A 19,183-nucleotide genomic window follows, 5' to 3' on the forward strand; every position below is an offset into this window, starting at 1 on the left:
GTTATCTTGATGGTCGGTCAGAGCACGCCGGCGGCACGCAGCTCCGCCATCTGCTCCGTTGCAATCCCAAGTGATTGCAGTACCTCTTCGTTATGCTGGCCCAGCGATGGTGGCGCGCCGGCCGGGTCCAGTGGCGTTTCTGAAAAACGGATGGGGTTGCGCACGGTCGGAACCGGTCCGTACAGCGGATGCTCCAACTCGGCGCGCATGCCACGCGCGACTACGTGCTCGTCGGCAAAGACCTGGTCCATGCCATTGATGGGTCCGCCAGGGACCTGCGCCCGTTCCAGCAGCGCCGTCCAGTCGGCAAGCCGGCGCGAACGTGTGACGGGAACCAGCCAGGCATCCAGTTCGGCCCGGTTGTGCACGCGGTCGGCGATGGTGGCGAAGCGCGGATCCGTGCCAATCTCGGGCTGCCCGACCGCTTGGCACAGGCGGCGGAACTGGGTGTCGTTGCCGACCGCGAGCACCAGATGCCCATCGGCAGCCGGATAGACCGCATAGGGCGCGATATTGGGGTGGCCGCTACCCATGCGCTGGGGCACGCGCCCGCTGACCAGATAGTTCATCGACTGGTTCACCAGCGAACCCACCATGCAGTCCAGCAAGCTGATGTCGATATGCTGGCCTCCATGGCCGCGATCGCGATGCTGCAAGGCGGCAAGAATGGCTGTGGTGGCGTACATCCCCGCCAAAAGATCAGCCACAGCGACACCCGCCCGCTGCGGCCCCCCGCCGGGCAGGTCGTCGCGTTCGCCCGTCACGCTCATCAGACCACCCATACCCTGTATCAGATAGTCGTAGCCCGCGCGGTCCTTGTAGGGTCCCGTTTGCCCAAAACCCGTCACAGAACAATAGACCAGTTGAGGGTTGATCTCACGAAGCGAGGCGTAATCCAAACCGTAGCGCTTCAATGCTCCGACCTTGTAGTTCTCGACGAAGACATCGGCCTTACGCGCCAGCTCTCGCAAGATCTCCTGCCCTCTAGGGTTCGAGAAATCGATGGCAAGGGACTTCTTGCCACGGTTGCAGCTCATGAAATAGGCTGCGTCGCCGTTCTCACCGCTCTGCCGGTCTTTGAGAAAAGGCGGCCCCATCTGCCGGGTGTCGTCTCCGACATCCGGCTTCTCCACCTTGATTACTTCTGCGCCGAGATCGGCCAGGTTCTGCGTGGCCCAGGGGCCGGCCAGGATGCGGGAGAGGTCCAGCACACGGATATGGCTTAGCGGTTTCTGCATGATGATCTCGGTCCTAGCGGCTGCTGCCGGCCTGAAACTTCGGTTCGTCGATTTGCCTGCCCTCATCGATCGCCGCAGCGTCGTCCTGGACGATGTCGGCAATGAGTTCGCCCTCCCGCACGCTGTCGCCTGGGCCGTAGCGCAGATTCGCCACTGTTCCATCGACATCGGCAACGATCGAATACTCCATCTTCATGGCCTCGATCACGGCCAGGACATCGCCCGGGGCCACCCGGTCTCCCGGTTGCACCGCCACGGCTGCGATAACGCCTGACATCGGTGCCGTCGCCCCGCTGGCGTCCCGAGCGGAGGCGTTGCCTTCGTGAAGAACCGGGCGCACCGAGTAATGGTCGCCCGCCACCTGCAGATGCCACCCTTCGGCCGCGAGGCAGGCGTCCCAGCGCCACCCGTCCACAACGCCGCCCAAGCTGGACGCATCGCGCGACACGTTCCAGCTTTGCGGGTTGTCGCCCGCGCGGACATCGCTTCCGTCCACGGCGTGAAGAGCCACCGATGTCGCCTCGGCGTCCAGCAGGAAACGCACGCGCCCCAAAGGCGCGCCGGGATCCAGGAACACCCGGTCCATCGCGCCGCAAGCCGCGCCGGCATGCCAGGGCGAGGCTGCCATGGACTGCACAGGCAAGGGCAGCGTGGCGCAGACTGCTGCGGCAGCCGGGCGGCTGCACGGAGTTTGCAGCGATTTGTGTTCGTCCAGGTAACGGGTGTGCACGCGCCCGTTCAATACTCCCGGGTCGTCCAGCAGGCGCAACAGGTAGCCGAGGTTGCTGGAGACACCTAGCAACGATGTCTGGCCCAGGCCCGACTTCAAGGCGGCAATCGCGGTCGGACGATCGCCCGCGCTGGCGATGATCTTTGCCACCATCGGGTCATAGAAAGGCGGAACGTCGCCCGATTCATCCAGCGCGGCGTCCACGCGCAGGGCAGACGGCCAGCGAGCGTGCACCACGGTGCCGGGCGAAGGACGGAAGTCCTGGGCCGGGTCTTCCGCGTAGATTCTCGCTTCGATAGCGTGTCCGTGGCAGGCGATTTCGGACTGCGCCAGCGGCAGGGACTGGCCCGCCGCCACGCGCAACTGCCATTCAACGAGATCCAGCCCGGTTACCGCCTCTGTGACAGGATGCTCTACCTGCAGGCGGGTATTCACCTCCAGGAAGTAGCAGTTGTAGTCCCGGTCCATGATGAACTCGAAGGTGCCGGCGTTGCGATAGTCCAGGCTGCGCGCGCCCTGCACCGCCGCCTCCAGCAGTCGTTGACGCGCACGCTCCGGCAGGTGCGGCGCAGGCGCCTCCTCCATGACCTTCTGGTGTCGGCGCTGCAACGAGCATTCCCGCTCGAACAGGTGCACTACATTCCCGCAGCCATCGCCGAACACCTGTACTTCAATGTGGCGCGGCTCCTCGATGTACCGCTCCACGATCATCCGGCCGTCGCCGAAACTGCTGCGGGCGACACGGATGGCCGACTCAATGAGCCCAGGCAGGTCGTCGTATTGGGTAATTATCTGCATGCCCTTGCCCCCGCCGCCGGCGGAGGGTTTGAGCAAAATAGGCAGTTCAATGGCGCGCGCCAACGCCTCTATGGTGGCGGGATTGTCGCTGGCCTCGTCGGTGCCCGGCACGACCGGCACTCCAGCCGCGCGCATGAGCGCCTTTGCCCGCGCCTTGTCTCCCAACGCCGCAATAGTGGCGGGCGACGGTCCGATGAACGCCATGCCCGCGGCCTCCACGTTCGCCGCGAACTCGCTGTTCTCGGACAGGAAACCGTAGCCGGGATGCACTGCCTCGCAATCTGTTTCGCGCGCAGCCTGGAGCAGCTTCCCGGCATTTAAATAACTGTCCGCTGCAGACCCCGCGCCCAGGCAAACGGTCCGAATGGCGCCGCGCAGATGCGCAGCGCCAACGTCAGCTAGGGAATGCACCGCAACGTATTCGATGCCCAGCCGTTGGCAGGTGCGCGCGATGCGGCGAGCGATCTCCCCCCGGTTCGCAATAAGGATTCTCTTGAACATGGGCTACATCCTGAACACGCCGAAGCGCGTGGGTTCCTTCGGTCCGGCGGCTGCGAGCGCCAAGCCAAGCGTCAGCCAGTCGCGGGTGTCGGCGGGTTCAATCGCGCTATCTACCCACAAGCGGGATGCTGCGTTCAGGGCGGTGCTTTCGGCACCATAGGTATCGCGGATAGGCGCCTTGTAGGCCTCTGCCTCTTCGGCGCTGAATTCCTTGCCCTGACGGGCCAGTTGCTCGCCGCGCACCAGCGCCAGCACCGTGGCGGCTTGTTCCCCGCCCATCACAGAGGTCCTGGCATTGGGCCACATGGCCATGAACCGGGGTCCGAATGCTCGTCCGCACATGGCATACGCGCCCGCTCCGTAACTGCCGCCGACAATGACGCTGAACTTGGGCACCCGGGCCGTGGAAACCGCGTTGACCATCTTCGCCCCGTCCTTCGCTATACCGCCCTGCTCGTACTGCACTCCCACCATGAAGCCACTGATGTTGTGCAGAAATACGAGCGGGATGTTTTCCTGGCAGCACAGTTCGATGAAGTTGGCTGCTTTCTGGGCACTCTGGCCAAGAAGAACGCCGTCGTTGGCGAGCACGCCCACCGGATAACCGCCAATGGCGCCGGTGCCGCAAATAAGGCTGGTGCCATAGCGTTCGCGGTACTGCACCAGTTCGCTGCCGTCCAGCAGGCGCGCCAGCACGTCCAGCATAGGCATTGCCTGCTTGGGATTGGCGGGAATGAGTCCGGGCAATTCCGCCGCTTCGTAGCGGGGAGGCCGGCACGGACGGGGCGGCGGCGCCAGTGCCGGGGCCTCGCAGCGTCCAAGAATGCCGCGCACCAGTTCGAGTGCGTGCAACTCATCGTTCGCGAAATGGTCGGCCACGCCGGACAGGCGGGTGTGCGTGTCCGCACCCCCAAGCTCCTGGGCGTCAACCAATTCGCCGGTAGCGGCCTGCACCAGCTGCGGTCCGCCCAGGTAGATCATGCCCGCCTTGTCGACGATCACGGTTTCGTCACACATCGCTGGGATATAGGCGCCGCCGGCAGTGCAAGCGCCCAGCACCGCCGCAACTTGTTTAAGCCCAAGGGCCGACATCTCGGCGATATTGCGAAAGATCTTGCCGAAGTGCTGCTCGTCCGGAAATATGTCGCCCTGCAAAGGCAGCAAGGCACCTCCCGAATCCACCAGATAGACGCAGGGCAAGCCGTTCTCACGTGCAATGGCCTGGGCGCGCACCTGCTTCTTGATGGTCAGCGGGTAATACGTTCCACCCTTGGCCGTCGCATCGTTGGCCATGATCATGCAGGCCCGGCCGGACACAATGCCGACACCAGTAATGATCCCGGCTCCCGGCGACTGGCCATCGTACGCGCCATCGGCAGCTAACTGGCCGACCTCCAGGAACGGCGTGCCGGCATCCAGCAGCGTATTGATACGCTCGCGCGGTAACAGCTTTCCGCGCGCCAGATGCGCTTGGCGCGCGCGTTCGCCGCCGCCAGCAATCGCTCGTTCTCTTGCAGCGAGCAGCGGCGCGCGCAATGCTTCATACGCCGCCGAATTCGCGGCGAAGTCCGGGCTGCCCGGCCCGGGGCGGGAAGAAAGAATAGCCATTTGTTGAATACCGTCGGTGGGATTACAGGGATTCAGCTCGGATCACGCACGGGCAGGCGCAAAAGCGCATGCCCCAGCGATTTTCCCGTCTGATCCAACCGCAAGGTGCGCGTTGCCCCGCCTCCCAGCGCATGACGCATGATCACCATCATGGCGCCGATGTTGTCCATGGGGTGGCACTCCACCTCGCCCTGGACCCAATCGCCGTAAAGCGCCTTGACGTCGGCGGGCTTTACGCTCGCGAGCAGTTGCGCGTACTCATGCTGTCCTCGGGCCACCAGTCCCACGCTGCACACGTCCCCCTTGTCACCGGAGCGCACATAGGCGATGTCTTTCACTTGAAGCGTCATCAGAGCCCTCCTTAGGCCTTCAGGATTTCGGTTTTCTGTTCGACGGCGGCCCGCGGGATCAGGGTCGGCCACAGGGAGATGACGGGGCGCGGCTTCATTGGGGTGCCGAAGGACGTGCCGCCCGGGCCCATAATCCAGAGGTTCGTGCCCGCGCGGCGCACCTTGTCGGCCTCTTCGGCCGTGCGTGTACGCACCGCGCAACGCAGCCCGACTTCGGGCAGCTCGTTGGCCTGTTCGCGCCCCGGGAAGGTGGCGGCGGGACCGTGCAAGGTGTTGAGTCCAACAAAATCGAAGTGAATCTGTTCGGCGGCCAGTCCCATGCGCTCGAAACGTTCGAGCATGGTTTCGCGCGCCTTTACGGCGCGGTCATAGGCGTATGGCCATGGGAAAAACGCCATGGTCTCGCCGATCCAGCCGTCTTGGTAACCGACCACCAGCTTCCACAGGTCGGGCGCTGCCTCACCGCGCACGCCGCTGACGCGTACGCGGTCCTCTCCCTCATCGATCAGTTTCAGGGAAGTGAAGTCTGCCACGGCGTCGGGCATAAGATAGCGGCGCGGATCGCCCACCTCGTAGACCAGATGCTCCTTGATCGTCCATTCATCGACACGGCCGCCAGTGCCCGACAGCTTGGTGACGATGGCCTCGGCATCCGCGCCCACTTCAAGAATGGGAAATCCTGCTCGCCCCATGTGCGGCATCTCCGCGAACCGGGAAGACATCCCGCCCGAGCAGCCTGCCGCGCATTCGACGATGTGGCCCAGTGTCACCGCAGCAGCGTAACGGTCGATGTGTGCGGTGTCGCGGCGCCAACCAAACTCGTGGGCGAGCGGGCCGACGTAAAGCGCGTTGTCCGACACACGTCCGGCAATCACCACATCCGCGTCGCCTTCCAGACCCGCGGTGATGCCCGAACTGTCGGTATAGACATTGGCGCAAACGACGCGGTCGCGGATGGCCGCGAAGTTTTCGTCGCCGGTATCCATACTGCGGAGTGGCACCCCCTGCCCCATCAGGTCGTCGAGCTTGTCCAGCATGTCGTCGCCTTCAATCAGCGCGATGCGCGTGCCAGCAAGTCCCGCTTGGCGCGCGCCTTCGGCGATGCGCTGTGCCGCAGCTCTAGGATTCACCCCGCCACCGTTGGAAATCAATTTCGTTCCTACTGCGGTAGCGCGGGGCAAAAGATTAATCATGGTCTGAACCGCATCCGGCACGTAGCCCGCATCCGGCCGTTTCAGCTTCTGCCGCTGCAGTAGCGCCATCGTCAATTCGGCCAAGTAGTCGAAGCACAGGTAATCCAGATTGCCTCGCTCCAACAGCTCTTGTGCCGGATCTTGAGCGTCACCCCAAAATCCCGAGCCCGCACCAAGCCTTACACGTTTGGCCATGCCCAGCCTCCTATTTCCGTTTCTCTAATTTCGTTTTAATCATTTGAATTTCATTTTAGATGCCGATGTTGAAGGTCGTCAAGCGCTGAACAGGGTTGCGCCTTGAAAGTGCCCGTGGATCATTTGAAGGAGTGAAGTCGCGATGTGCCGGCGACCGTCGTTCCGTGTACAGGATCTCAATGGCCGACTGGGGGGCTCGCGACGATGAACGACTAATGGGTGGGTCAACGGGTCGGCATAACGCTCGAACCGATAGGCGCAATGTATGGGCTCACACCGGAGCCCCTCGACACGCTAGGCTCAACTAGACTCTTTCCATCCAACGGGAGGTCACATGGACGAGAGCGTCGTAGCGGCTATTCAGGAACTGGCGAATGCCCTGGCCGGACTGGGAAGCTGGCAGCAGCAACTGGTGTCGATGACGGTCCTGCTAGTTGTCGCCGCTGCCGGTTCTTTCTTTGGTGCCTATCTCAAGACCCGAGCAACGAACGCAGCGATGTCGGACGATCTGGACGACATCAAGAGGCAGCTGCGCGAAACTACGGATACGACCGAGACGATCCGTTCGCAAATTAGCAAGCGCGGGGAGCTTCACAGCTTGAATCACACCGGGTTTTATGGAGGCCATTTCGTTTAAGTCAGGCCGCCATGGCCTGACCGGATTGTTGCTGGTAGAAGTTTGCCTCAGCTTCTGCCGGGGGTATATACCCAATCGAGCTCAGCAACCGCTGGTGGTTGTACCAGTGAACCCATTTTAAAGTGGCGATTTCCACGGCTTCGCGACTACGCCAGGACTGCCGATAGATCAGCTCCGCTTTGTATAACCCGTTGATGGTTTCAGCCAAAGCGTTGTCATAGCTATCGCCTTTGCTGCCTACAGAGGGCTCTATGCCGGCCTCAGCGAGACGCTCCGTGTATCGGATGGAGACGTATTGGCTACCCCTGTCGCTATGGTGTATTAGGCCGTCCATGCGGCTCGGCTGTCGAGCGTGCAGCGCTTGCTTCAGGGCATCCAGAACGAAGTCTGTTCGCATCCTGTTGCTCACCCGCCAGCCAACGATTCGCCGGGCAAAGACATCGATCACGAAGGCGACGTAGAGCCAGCCTTGCCACGTTGAAACATAAGTAAAGTCGGACACCCATAGCTGATTGGGTCGATCCGCATGGAACTGTCGCTGGACCATATCCAGCGGACAGATCACGCTTCCATCAGGCGTCGTGGTACGGATCACAAGACCGCGACGAACACCCTGCAGGCCCAGCTGACGCATCAGCCGCTGTACCGTGCATCGAGCAATATCAATGCCCTCCCGCTTGAGCTGCTTCCAGACTTTCACGACGCCATAGCACTGCATATTGTCATCCCAGACGCGTTGGATTTCATCGCTCAACAGCTCGTCCTGCTTGGCACGGGCGCTTCGCAGTTCGGGTTGACGGGCTTTGGCGGCATGCAGGTAGTAACCGGACGGAGCGATCTGGATAACGCGACAGATCGACTCGACTCCGTACTGGTCCCGGTACTCGTCGACAAAAGCGTTCAGGGTTTGTTGCGGCGGTCGAGCTCCGCCTGGGCAAAATACGCACTGGCCAGGCGCAGAATCTCGTTCGCTTTGCGCAGTTCCCGGTTCTCGCGTTCCAGCGCCTTGATCCGCTCCCGTTCCTCAGTGGTCTGCCCGGGCCTGCGCCCCAGGTCAGTTTGATACTTGCGCACCCAGCTGTGCAGCGTTTGCGGAACACAACCGATCTTGGGCGCAATGGATTCGATCGCTGCCCATTCGGATGGGTAGTCGTTCACGTTCTCCAGAACCATGCGCACGGCACGTTCACGGACTTCTGGGGAGTAGCTGTTGGATTTTTTCATGCCTCATTCTCTCAAGAGTTGAGGCCTCCACGAAACCCGGTGTGATTCACAGGTGTTCGATGGCGTGAACCGCGAAGGCCGTCGCCAGATGCGTCTTGCCAGGGCCGCCAACTAATACGACATTGTGAGCGGGTTCGATGAACTTGCCGCGGTGCAGTTGCCGAACGAGGGCTTCGTTGACCTAGCTGCATCCGAAGTCAAAGCCTTGTAAGTCTCGATATGCTGGGAACTTGGCCACCTTCATCTGATAGGCAATAGATCGCACCTCTCGCTCGGTAAGCTCGGCCCGTAGAAGCTGGCTCAAGATGGGAGAGCAGCTCTGGTATGCCGGAGAGTCTTACTGCACGAGGTCAATGAGCGCTTGAGCCATCCCGTGCAGCTTGAGCGCCTTCAAGCGCTCGATCATGAGTTCATGCTGCATGACGTGGCTCCTGAGTGCGGAGGGTGTCGTAGCGGCCGACGTTCGCCTCGGGTTCGACTGTGAGCGAGAGCGCTTGGGGCGCCGTCAGCGGCGGTAGCGGTGTGCCGTCGAGCAGTCGGCTCAAGATGTTGAGAATGGTTTGCTTCGATGGCGTACCGGCCTCCAGCGCTAAGGTCACTGCGGCGAGGACCAGTTGCTCGTCATGCAACAAGACCAACGACAGGATCTCCACCATCTCTCTATCCCCGCCAGCGTGAGGCAGAAGCCGTGCCTGAAGTTGGCGAAATGCTTCCGGCAACGCGGTGAACGGCGCCCCATTGCGCAGCGCGCCAGGCTTGCGTTGCAGCACGGCGAGATAATGCCGCCAGTCGTAGAAAGTGGCACCACGGTCATGGCGCCGGTTGATGTGGCGAGGATGCTGCGCGATGACGTGACCTTCGGCGACGACAACGAGGCGATCCGCATAGACCCGCAAACTCACAGGCAGGTTGGCGTAGGACGCGGGGACGCTATAGCGGTCACGCTCGAAGGCGATCAAGCATGTGGGGGAAACGCGCTTGGTGTGTTCCACAAAGCCGTCGAACGGCTGGCCAACAGGCATCAGAAATGGGCGTTCTTCGGACCATATCTGCCAGATGCTCTGGTCACATGCAGGATGGCGTATCTGTTGCCACAGCCGGGCCTATCCGCAATTTTGTGTGCGAGGCATATCATGAGGACTAAAGACCATGGATATGCCGATGAAGAAGAGACGCAGCGCAGCCGCTCAGGCGGCGGCCCGTGGGCCGCTGCCTGAAGTCCCAGCCGAACTGCTGGATCATCTTGTCAAGGGACCGATGACGCCCAGCGAGGTCCAAGACCTGTTCCTGTCGTTCCAGAAGGCGGTGATCGAACGCACGATGGCCGCGGAGATGAACCTGCATCTGGGTTATCGGCCAGGCGAGGACAAGCCCGAAGGCCAGGCCAACGAGCGCAACGGCGCCAGCGGCAAGACGGTGCTGACCGAGCATGGCCCGGTGCGCGTGGAGCTTCCCCGTGACCGGGACGGCTCCTTCGCCCCGATCCTGATCCCCAAGCACGAGCGACGCTTCACCGGGTTCGATGACCGGATCATCGCCATGTACGCACGGGGCATGAGCGTGCGCGAGATCCAGGCGTTCCTGGCCGAGAGCTACGGCACCGAGGTCTCGCCGGACTTCATCAGCTCGGTCACCGACGAGGTCATGGCCGAGACCATCGCCTGGCAGAACCGGCCGCTGGAGGCGATGTACCCGGTGGTGTTCTTCGACGCGTTGCGGGTCAAGATCCGAGACGACGGCGGCGTCAGCAACAAGGCGGTGTACCTGGCGCTGGGCGTGCAGGCCGACGGCCAGCGCGATGTGTTGGGCCTGTGGGTCGAGCAAACCGAGGGGGCCAAGTTCTGGCTCAAGGTCTTCAATGAACTCAAGACCCGAGGGTGCCAGGACATCCTGATCGCCGTGGTCGACGGCCTGAAGGGCCTGGCCGACGCCATCGGCACGGCCTTCCCGCGCACGACGGTGCAGACCTGCATCGTGCATCTGATCCGCAACAGCCTGGATTACGCCGGGTGGAAGGATCGCAAGGCTGTAGCCGCCGCCCTGCGCCCGATCTACGCAGCCGCCAGCGCACAAGCAGCCGAGCAGGCGCTACAGGCGTTCGCCGATGGGCCCTGGGGAACCAAGTACCCCACCATCGTCGCGGCCTGGCAGCGGGCCTGGGAGAACGTCACGCCGTTCTTCGTGTTCCCGCCGGACATCAGGCGCGTGATCTACACGACCAATGCCATCGAGAGCTTGAACATGCAATTGCGCAAGATCATCAAGACGCGAGGCCACTTCCCAACGGATGAGGCCGCCATCAAGCTCCTATGGCTGGCGCTACGCAACGTGCTGGCCAAGTCCGTCAGAGCGACCTTCGACTGGAAAGTCGCCATGAACCAGTTTGCTATCCTGTTCGGCGAACGGTTTACTGCGGCCCGGGGATAACAACTTTTAAAACGCCTCGCCCACAAAAATACGGACAGGCTCGACCACTCGCACGTACCAGCGGCAAACCATGCTACCGCAACGGAAAGAGGCGTTCGACGTACTGGGCAAGCATCTAAGTGAGTTACTGGGATCGCCTACGACATGGCTACCACAGCAACATGACGGCCTGTCGGCAGTACTCCCCCCATCCCTCGCCAAGGGCCAGTGAATTAAGGTCAAATCATAGGGTATACCCTAGAAACTGCCTCCTGATCTCACAGCATTCGATTGCCCAATACTCGAAACGACCTGATCGACCACGTCTTGGCTTACCGTCCGCATTGGCAACGTTAGGCGATATACGGTCGCAATGCAGTACGCCTTCTCGTGTGCAGAAAGAGGGCGCTTCTGCTTCGACACTACCCGCTCTGTCTTTTCGATCGCCTGAACAAGTAAGCTAATCTCGAGGTCTGTTTGCCGTCGCTCCGGAACCTCATTAGTTCCTAGCAGCAACCAGTCAATACTCACTCCAAGTGAGTCACTTATCGCAACCAAAGCGTCGCTACCGGGCTTTTTGCCAGAGAATGCGTAGTCTCGAAGCGTACGATACGGTATGCCGCACTGACGTGAAAATTCCATCATGGAAGGAAAGCGGAGGCGGATGATGCGCCTTAGCCGGTGACAAAAACCGTCTTCATGTGTAGTTGCTTGCTCCATGCGTACTCAGCGTGTCTACAGCCAGCTTGGAAATGGGTTGCTCAAGTGTCGCACAATTGTTGCGTTTCCCCAACAACGCCGCTGGATAACAGGTCCTTTTTGGGGCCAACCGTAGCGTCCAGCGCCGAATTCTGATGCAATCCTTCTTAACTTCCCTTCGCGGAGTTAGGGGGGCGGCAGGCTGGTTTGCTGGATTGCTGCTCTTGTCACTCAAATCAACGGAGATTTCTTAAATGAAAAAGACTCTGCTCGCTGCCGCCCTGCTCGCCGGTTTCGCCGGTGTAGCCCAGGCAGAAACGTCTGTCACCCTGTATGGCATCATCGACACTGGCATTGGCTACAATAAGATCAAAGGCAGCGTTAATGGCGTGAGCTATAATCACAGCCGTATCAGCGAAGTGAATGGTGTCAAGAACGGGTCGCGTTGGGGGCTTCGTGGCTCGGAGGACCTGGGTGATGGCCTGAGCGCGGTGTTCAACCTGGAGTCGGGCTTTAACTCCAGTAACGGCAACTCCGCTCAAGGTGGCCGCCTGTTCGGCCGTCAAGCCACAGTTGGTCTGGCTAGCGACAACTGGGGTCGGCTGGAGTTCGGTCGCCAAACGAACCTCTCGTCGAAGTACTTCGGCTCGATCGATCCGTTCGGTGCCGGCTTTGGTCAGGCTAACATCGGTGTCGGTTTCAGCGCTGCCAATACCTACCGCCTGGACAACTTGGTTCTGTACCAAACCCCGTCGTTCGGTGGATTCCGCTTTGGCGTAGGCTATTCGTTCAACGCAGACAGCAATAATACCGATCAGTCCGGCTTTGCTACTGCGGACAATACTCGCGCAATCACCGTTGGTGGTCAGTACGTGAATGGTCCGCTGAATGTGGCCCTGTCATTTGATCAACTGAACGGTGCGAACAACTCCAGCGTCGACAACGACGCCAAGCCGCGTCAGTACGCCATCGGCGCAGCCTACGATTTCGAAGTTCTGAAGCTCTCGCTGGGCTATGCTCGTACGACCGACGGCTGGTTCGGTGGTCAAGACGCTGAGGGATCTTCCGAGTTTGTCAGTGCAGCAGACCGTTTCGGCACTAACCGCTTTGCTGATGGCTTTAAGGCCAACTCCTATCTGCTGGGTGTGAGCGTACCCTTCGGTTCCGCTAGCAATATCTTCGGCTCGTGGCAGCGTGTTGATCCTTCGAATACCCGTTTGACGGGTGGAGATTCGACGATGAATGTGTTTAGCCTTGGTTACACCTACGATCTGTCCAAGCGTACGAACGTTTACGTCTACGGGTCGTATGGAAAGAATTACGCCTTCCATGACGACCTGAAGAGCACTGCTGCTGCCGTCGGCTTGCAACACCGCTTCTAATCCAAAGCAGGGCGTAAGTCCTGCTTTGAATTCAAAGTACTTGAGCGGGCTGAAGTCTGTTCGTAAAAGCCACCCTTTGGGGTGGCTTTTTACTTATTGGTGTTACTCAACGCTCACAAAGTTTGCGCCACTCCTCGTTCCTCTCCAGGATCCGCCGCCGAATCGGTACCGGGGTCGCATCAACTTGCTGCTCGGAATCGAAATAGATCGGCCGCGCATGGTCGCAGAACTCAACGCCGACTTTTGCCGGGGCCCCGCACCCACTGACGCTTAAGCTCATCAGCAATAGCGTCATCATCCATACGAGCCGTCTCCAACTGCACATTGCGCACCTCCTGGCGCGCCTGCGCCGCCTGTTCGTTGATCCGATCCTGCCGCTCTTGCCGCTCCGCTTGACGCCCCGTCGCACGCCCCCGGTAGAAGGCGCTGACCAGCGCCGCCAGCGCCAGGCCGGCCAGCATTAACCATTCCTTGATTCGTTCAAACCAGGCCAGCATGGTCACCTCCTATCTCGGCCATCGCCTGGGCATAGTTCCTGCCCCACTTCGCGCGCAGGTCCACCCGTTGCGCCAACGTCCCACGGGTGAAAGCACCGGGCCTCCAGGTGCGCAGGTACAGAGCCCAGGCACCGTCCGCGTCACCCAACGAAGGCAGGCGCTGGGGTTCGGTCCACAACAGCAACCGCGCGAACGCCGCCGCCAGGACGTCGTCGTGCGCCAGCGAGTTGTACACGTCCGTCGTGGTCGGCTCGACATCCCGAGCGGCGCACACTGAGCGGGCGGCCGCCCAGCTCGATGGATGCGACAGCACGCCGAGCACACCGCCCCCACGTTCGAATTGCCAGAAGCCCACGGCCGGCCCTTTGATCTGCCGTCGATGCAGAAAGCGACTTTCCTGCAAGCCAATGGCAATCAGCATCACGCGCGCTTCGCGGGTGTCGCGGTTGGCGGGCAAGAGCGCAAGCGCAGGTGCGATTGCGGTATCGAGAACAGTCTTCAAATCCACAATCACCCCTCCCCACCAGGCCGCACGCCCAGAATCTTCGCGCGGGCCTCGGCCACCCATTCAAGCAGCCCCTTCTGGCGCATGCTTGCCATCCATCGCATGTACGCCCCCAATACCCACCACGCCGGAAGCCCAGCGAGCAGCATGCTCGGCCCCAACACGTAGAACTTCGCCAGCAGCGCGTCATCACTGCCCGCGCCGTGCTGCGCCAGCCAGATCATGGCGTCCATCAGCCCCGGTTTCCACGCGATCACCGCGCCGGCCAACGCCGGCCCAAACATGAACGAGCATGCGACGGTCGAAATCGTTCGGACGGTGAACTCCCGCGCCGACCGTGGCGGCATGATCAGCAGGCCAAGCATGGCCGCCAACGCCGCCGGCACGCCATACGCCATTGCGACCTTCAAGGCAGCGAGGCCTCCCAGCCCCGTAGTACCTGGTTCCATAGTTGCACTGCTCCTGTAGACGGTGCGCATGATTGCCTCCCGTTTGGACGAAAAAAAGCCCGCCGAGGCGGGCAATTGAAATGCGTTGGACTACCTGACGAACGAAATCAAGGCGAGACTCCCTGTGACCCAGACCGTCCCACCGTTCGGGCGTGGAAATTCAAGGCGGAGGGTGTGCGCGCCTGCACCTATCCCCGTAGCAATGGCGGTCATCGACTTCATGTTGTCGCGCTCATCTTGGGTGTACAAGATAATCGCAGCCCGGCTGATGAGATTGCCATCCAAGAGCAGTCGCACCTGGCCGCTCGGAAGCGCCGACGCAGAATCGCATCTGGCGGCGAAGTCATAGTTAATAATGGCGTTCCCGGCAGCTGGCATGGTGAAGTTGATCTGGACGGCATTGTCATTGCTTCCCTGACCGAAGCCCAGATTGATTGCCACAGCGTTCCCTGCTGTTACCGCCCCGTTCTGTAAGTGCAGGGTGCCAATTTGAGCGCTCTGGATGTTCGCAGACCTTATGTAAGCCTGGTCGATGTTCGCCACCTTGGCGTTGAACGTCCCTACATCAATGCGGTCGGCGCTCATCGTGCCCGTCGTAATCTTGCCGGCGTCCAACGTATCGATGTTTGCGTTCTTGATCCAAGCCGTACCGATAAGCGCCTGGTTCATGAAAACCTGACTGCCTTGAATCACAAACGGCGTGACGACCTGCGGCCCATTGGGGTGAATGACGGCGAATCGGTCGGCAGCCACAAGAAACTGCGTTTCGGTCACGCCGCCCGAACTCTCCACGCCCAAGCCAATAGAAGCCGCGTAGTAACGGCCTCCAACAGTCACACCTGCGCGGACGTTCCACATGGCGGCCACATTGCCGTCCAGCTTGGCTATCGCGGAGCTTGTTTCCTCTACAGCTGCGAAGGCGTCGTTAGCTTTGTCCGTGGCGTCTTTGACCGATGCCTGTACGCTTGTTATGCGCGTCCCAAGTGCGCTCACATCGTCAGCCCTCGCCTCACTCTCTTCACGAATCAGACCTGCGTTTTCCCCCACCTTTGCGGTCAGGGTCCTGATGTGTCAACGCCGGTTGAAAATTGACCCACTTTCGTCGGAATCGTCGGAGTAAAACTGACCCACCCCGGCGTTCAAAAACCTAGTTCCTGATCTTGATGTTTCCTGCTTTACGCTTGTCCTTGAGCCGGTAGCTTTCCCCGGCAATCTGCACGATATGGGCGTGGTGCAGCAGGCGGTCGAGCAAGGCGGCGGTCAGCGTCTGATCCTCAGAGAAGCACGAGGCCCACTGGCTGAAGGGCAGATTGCTGGTGACGATGATGCTGGTACGCTCGTAGCGCTGGGCCACCACGTTGAAGAACAGGTTTGCTTCCTCGCGCCCGAAGGGCAGATAGCCAATCTCATCGATCACCAGCAGGCGCGGCCCGATGATGGCGCGGTTGAAGTACTGCTGCAGCCGGTCCTGTTTATGGGCAGTGGCCAACTGCATCATCAGGTCGGCGGCAGTCAGAAACCGGGTCTTGATGCCCGCCATGACGGCACGGTACGCCAATGCCTGCGCCAGGTGGCTCTTGCCCACGCCGCTGGGTCCCAGGAATACCACGTTCTCAGCCCGTTCGATAAAGCTCAGGGCCGCCAGTTCCTGGATCTGGGCACGCGGCGCACCACTGGCAAAGGCGAAGTCATAGTCTTCGATGGTCTTGACCGAGGGCAGCGTGGCGATCTTCATCAGGGCGGCGCGCTGGCGTTCGATCCGGGCGTCGTTCTCAATACCCAGAAGGCGCTCCAGGAAGTCGCCATGGCTGGCGTCTTCGCGGGCGCACTGCTGGGCCATGGCGGGCCACTCGCTGCCGATACGCTCCAGCTTCAGGACATCGCAGATCTGTTCGATGCGGTTGTGTTGAAGGTTCATGCTCGCACCTCCAGCAACTCGTTATAGACCGACAGCGGGTGCTGGAAGCTCTCTCGCGGCACAGGCCGGTGAGACGTGGCTGGCACCAGCATGCCGTGTTGCGCAGGCAACTGCAGTAGCGCCAGGCGCTCTTCCTGCAACCGCTTAGCGGGTCTCTCCCGAGTGGTGCCATGCAGCCGCTGATCGGCCACCTCCGTGAGCCAGCGACCGACGTGCGCGTTGGCTGCCGTCACATCCAAGCGCAGGCCAGCCTGCTTGAGGGTCGCGGCCAACGGGACACAGAAACTGCCCTTCAGGTATCCGTTGAAGCGTTCGACCTTGCCCTTGGTCTTGGCGCGATAAGGCTGGCACACACGCGGGGTGAAGCCGAACTCCTGGGCGACGGCCAACAGCCCGTTGTGCCAGCGATGCTGGCCGGGGCCGTAGGCATCGCGCTCGGTGATGATGGCGCCCGCGTTGTCGAACAACACGTGCTGGGGTACGCCGCCGAAGTAGATGAAGGCCTGACGCAGACATCCGAACCAAGTGTCGGCGCGCTCATCGGTGGTGAACCGCACCCAGCTCGAACGGCTGTATCCCAGCGTGGCGACAAAGGCCATCAAGGGATCACGGCCGCGCCGGATGTGGGTGAAGTCGGCCTGCATCTGCTTGCCAGGCGGCGTCTCAAAACGAACGACCGGTTCAGGCTCCTGGTGCTTGTAGCCGCCAAGAAACTCCTTGAGCTGCGTTACACCACCGGGGTAGCCCAGTTCTTGAATCTCCCGCAGCAGCACGGCTGCTGGAATCCAGTGCGGCCGGGCCGCCTCGATGCGCCCGTGCAGATAGTCCTTGTACGGATCCAGCTTGGTGGTCCGTGCCTCGCGGGGCTTGTACTGCTGGGCATCAGCCTCACGCAGATACCGCCTGATCGTGTTGCGTGAGCAGCCCAGCTGCTTGGCCATCTCCCGAATGCTGACGCCGCGACGCGCCATTACCTTGATCTCCACTGCTTGCTCCTGAGTCAACATTGTCGGCGGCCAAAAGGCCGCCATCATTGCCCAGGTGGGTCAGATTTACTCCGACGCGGTGGGTCAGTATTACATCGGCGCTGACACTGATGGACTCGACAGTCGCGTCGTGTTGCTCTTCCCGCACGGTGACTTCTTCTGACAACCCTGTTTCGAGAGCGGGAATCTTTTGAATCGGGGCAAGTACATCCTGGCCCAATTGCGTCTGTCCGATCTTTCCGTTGAAGTAGTTCAGGATATCGCCAAGCTCGGTGCTGGACTGCCCCATCGCCCCGTTGCCAGCCGGGAACCTTGGACCAGGTAAGCCATTCTTATCGCGCAGGATGGCCCAGAAATAGAGGCGTACACCACCGGACAGCCCCATCAGCAAAGCGGAGTTCTGGGGATATGCATACTCGCCCAGCGGAATCGCGTCGGCAAAGTCGGGAGTTTTGCTGTACCAAATCTCCGTCTTTTCAATGATGGACGGCCCCGGAGCAAAGCCCCATTTCACCTGAATGGCGAACACAATCGCTGAAGTTCCCTGCGACGGTTCCAGGTGCGTCACGGTGGCTGGCGGCGCGAGAATGCCATCCAGTTGCGTCTGCGTCGATGAGGCCCATATCGAAGCAATGTCCATGGCGTTCAGCGCCCGCACGCGGCAAAGGAATGCGCCCGCATACACATTGGGCACCTCGATGCTGGTTGATCCAGTGCGAGGGAGATTCACCCACTCCGAGTTGTTCCGACGCCACTGCACCTCATAAGCAACAGCGTTCGCCGCAGGCTTCCAGGAAAACACTGCCGTATGACTGGCGTATCCCTGAGCCACAACCGGGTAAGACGTGATCGTGACCTCCGTTGGTGGAGCTTGAACGCCAGGCGGGATAACGGTGATGGGCAGCGGATCAAGACGGGTTCCGAAATCCACATTGTCGAACTTGCCCGGCTCATGCTGAATAGCCGATATTTCAGCGGTCAGCCCATCCTTGCGCTTGATGCTGAGAACTCGAAACCGCTGAGCAGAAAGCGTTTCCGACTCAAGCGTCCACACACACTCTGCCTCGGGCACCTCGGTAAACGGCGCGCTCACAGTCAGAATCAGCACCGTACCGGGCAAGCCCACCATGTCGGCCGTCAGTTCAGTGGAATCGACGGTGAAGGTGGTCATGTCGGCGGTCAGGCCCTGCCCTACTGCCGTGCTGATGATCCGCGTTTGCGACACGCCGCTGGGCAAGTTCACCGTTAGGCGGTCCCCCGGACGCACACCAAGTTCTGCATCGACGGTAATTACGGTCGAAGTTGCGGAGCGAATCCGGCCACCAATTCGGCGGCCGGCCAGGTGCTGGTCTGCTACACGGATGATGCTGCCCGGCCGAGCGCGGCACGCATCAAGGCCGACGGGGTTGTCAGAAATTCCGTGTTTAAGGCGGGTTAAAAATCAAACGGAAGGACGGACGAAGCGATCTTCATAGAGGATAGCAAACTGGATCATGGCCTGTTTCCAATCACGGGCCGGACGGCCCCAATCGGCGGTGATATTGCGCAGAGCCAGCCAGAGGAGTTTGGTAGCGGCCTCGTCGCTGGGGAAGTGCCCTCTGGTTTTGATGATTTTGCGTAGCTGCGCATTAATATTCTCAATGGCATTGGTCGTGTAAATGACCTTACGCACCTCGGGTGGAAACGCAAAGAACGGTATGACGCGATCCCACGCATGGCGCCATGCGCGGGTCACGACGGGGAATTTCTGTCCCCATGGCCCTTGCTCAAATGTCTCGAGTTCGGCCAGAGCGGCTTCGGCGCTTGGGGCCGTGTAGATCGGGCGGATGGCGGCGGCCAGTGCCTTGCGATCCTTCCAACTTGCATA

The 19,183-nt window shown here is 61.0% G+C and carries 17 protein-coding genes, 2 pseudogenes and 1 other annotated feature; of the genes and pseudogenes, 3 read left to right on the forward strand and 16 right to left on the reverse strand.

The genetic code is table 11. From position 1 onward, the window contains the following. Positions 1–17: 17 nt before the first annotated feature. Genes C1I89_RS32690 through C1I89_RS32710 form a run of 5 tightly spaced genes read right to left on the reverse strand, consistent with a single transcriptional unit; the run spans position 18 to position 6,613 of the window. Positions 18–1,238 carry a CaiB/BaiF CoA transferase family protein gene (locus C1I89_RS32690; RefSeq protein ID WP_191295211.1) on the reverse strand — a complete coding sequence of 407 codons (1,221 nt, stop codon included), beginning with the start codon at positions 1,236–1,238 and terminating at the stop codon, positions 18–20. Positions 1,239–1,251: 13 nt separating this feature from the next. Continuing rightward, positions 1,252–3,267, reverse strand: coding sequence for an acetyl/propionyl/methylcrotonyl-CoA carboxylase subunit alpha (locus C1I89_RS32695; protein WP_088591533.1), 2,016 nt, complete (start codon positions 3,265–3,267; stop codon positions 1,252–1,254). A gap of 3 nt (positions 3,268–3,270) precedes the next feature. Further along, positions 3,271–4,875, reverse strand: coding sequence for a carboxyl transferase domain-containing protein (locus C1I89_RS32700; RefSeq protein ID WP_102776313.1), 1,605 nt, complete (start codon positions 4,873–4,875; stop codon positions 3,271–3,273). 32 nt (positions 4,876–4,907) lie between these two features. After that, on the reverse strand, positions 4,908–5,225 hold the full coding sequence (locus C1I89_RS32705) for an AtuA-related protein (protein WP_012248146.1): 318 nt from the start codon (positions 5,223–5,225) through the stop codon (positions 4,908–4,910). An 11-nt stretch (positions 5,226–5,236) separates the two neighbouring features. Then, the gene (locus C1I89_RS32710) at positions 5,237–6,613 is read right to left on the reverse strand and encodes an acyclic terpene utilization AtuA family protein (RefSeq protein ID WP_088591531.1); all 1,377 of its coding nucleotides are present in this window, start codon (positions 6,611–6,613) and stop codon (positions 5,237–5,239) included. 334 nt (positions 6,614–6,947) lie between these two features. Between C1I89_RS32710 and C1I89_RS32715 the strand changes: the two genes are divergently transcribed. Further along, complete coding sequence (locus C1I89_RS32715) at positions 6,948–7,250, forward strand: hypothetical protein (RefSeq protein ID WP_088591530.1); 303 nt, start codon at positions 6,948–6,950, stop codon at positions 7,248–7,250. A 1-nt stretch (position 7,251) separates the two neighbouring features. Here the strand turns inward: C1I89_RS32715 and C1I89_RS32720 are convergent. The 3 genes and pseudogenes from C1I89_RS32720 to C1I89_RS32730 all read right to left on the reverse strand — a co-directional run. Next, positions 7,252–8,474, reverse strand: a protein-coding gene (locus C1I89_RS32720; protein WP_088591529.1) for an IS3 family transposase whose coding sequence is annotated in 2 segments (ribosomal slippage) — positions 7,252–8,189 and positions 8,189–8,474 — 1,224 coding nt in all. Because the reading frame shifts where the segments join, the coding sequence is not laid out codon by codon here. Further along, positions 8,080–8,196: a sequence feature (AL1L pseudoknot), on the reverse strand. Its footprint overlaps the gene before it by 117 nt. A gap of 52 nt (positions 8,475–8,526) precedes the next feature. After that, positions 8,527–8,895: pseudogene (locus C1I89_RS32725) on the reverse strand (ATP-binding protein); the annotation flags it as partial. Beyond that, positions 8,885–9,568: pseudogene (locus C1I89_RS32730) on the reverse strand (Mu transposase domain-containing protein); the annotation flags it as partial. The pseudogenes C1I89_RS32730 and C1I89_RS32725, both read right to left, overlap by 11 nt. A 61-nt stretch (positions 9,569–9,629) precedes the next feature. Here C1I89_RS32730 and C1I89_RS32735 point away from each other — a divergent pair. Both C1I89_RS32735 and C1I89_RS32740 read left to right on the forward strand, forming a co-directional pair. Beyond that, positions 9,630–10,901: an IS256 family transposase gene (locus C1I89_RS32735; RefSeq protein WP_102776314.1), complete on the forward strand. Its 1,272-nt coding sequence runs from the start codon at positions 9,630–9,632 to the stop codon at positions 10,899–10,901. Positions 10,902–11,833: 932 nt separating this feature from the next. Next, the gene (locus C1I89_RS32740) at positions 11,834–12,961 is read left to right on the forward strand and encodes a porin (RefSeq protein ID WP_102776315.1); all 1,128 of its coding nucleotides are present in this window, start codon (positions 11,834–11,836) and stop codon (positions 12,959–12,961) included. Between the two features lie 230 nt (positions 12,962–13,191). Here C1I89_RS32740 and C1I89_RS32745 read toward each other — a convergent pair whose 3' ends face one another. From C1I89_RS32745 to C1I89_RS32775, 8 genes are all read right to left on the reverse strand, one after another. Next, complete coding sequence (locus C1I89_RS32745) at positions 13,192–13,458, reverse strand: hypothetical protein (RefSeq protein WP_088591527.1); 267 nt, start codon at positions 13,456–13,458, stop codon at positions 13,192–13,194. Next, positions 13,442–13,966 carry a hypothetical protein gene (locus tag C1I89_RS32750; protein WP_088591526.1) on the reverse strand — a complete coding sequence of 175 codons (525 nt, stop codon included), beginning with the start codon at positions 13,964–13,966 and terminating at the stop codon, positions 13,442–13,444. The genes C1I89_RS32745 and C1I89_RS32750 overlap by 17 nt, the downstream gene beginning before the upstream one ends. 2 nt (positions 13,967–13,968) lie before the next feature. Beyond that, positions 13,969–14,412 (reverse strand): hypothetical protein, encoded by a 444-nt coding sequence (locus tag C1I89_RS32755; RefSeq protein WP_088591525.1) that lies wholly within the window; start codon positions 14,410–14,412, stop codon positions 13,969–13,971. A 90-nt stretch (positions 14,413–14,502) separates the two neighbouring features. Continuing rightward, on the reverse strand, positions 14,503–15,405 hold the full coding sequence (locus C1I89_RS32760; protein WP_158218700.1) for a DUF1983 domain-containing protein: 903 nt from the start codon (positions 15,403–15,405) through the stop codon (positions 14,503–14,505). Positions 15,406–15,559: 154 nt separating this feature from the next. After that, positions 15,560–16,330: an IS21-like element helper ATPase IstB gene (gene istB, locus C1I89_RS32765; RefSeq protein WP_005013542.1), complete on the reverse strand. Its 771-nt coding sequence runs from the start codon at positions 16,328–16,330 to the stop codon at positions 15,560–15,562. Continuing rightward, positions 16,327–17,337 carry an IS21 family transposase gene (istA, locus tag C1I89_RS32770; RefSeq protein ID WP_088590580.1) on the reverse strand — a complete coding sequence of 337 codons (1,011 nt, stop codon included), beginning with the start codon at positions 17,335–17,337 and terminating at the stop codon, positions 16,327–16,329. The genes istB and istA overlap by 4 nt, the downstream gene beginning before the upstream one ends. Further along, entirely contained in the window at positions 17,219–18,559 is a 1,341-nt protein-coding gene (locus tag C1I89_RS34285) for a hypothetical protein (protein ID WP_146196974.1), read from the reverse strand. The genes istA and C1I89_RS34285 overlap by 119 nt, the downstream gene beginning before the upstream one ends. A gap of 198 nt (positions 18,560–18,757) precedes the next feature. After that, positions 18,758–19,183: transposase (locus C1I89_RS32775; RefSeq protein WP_146196975.1), on the reverse strand; the 426-nt coding region annotated here is incomplete at its 5' end.

Source organism: Achromobacter pulmonis (assembly GCF_002885955.2).
In the GTDB taxonomy this organism is placed as follows: domain Bacteria; phylum Pseudomonadota; class Gammaproteobacteria; order Burkholderiales; family Burkholderiaceae_B; genus Achromobacter; species Achromobacter pulmonis_A.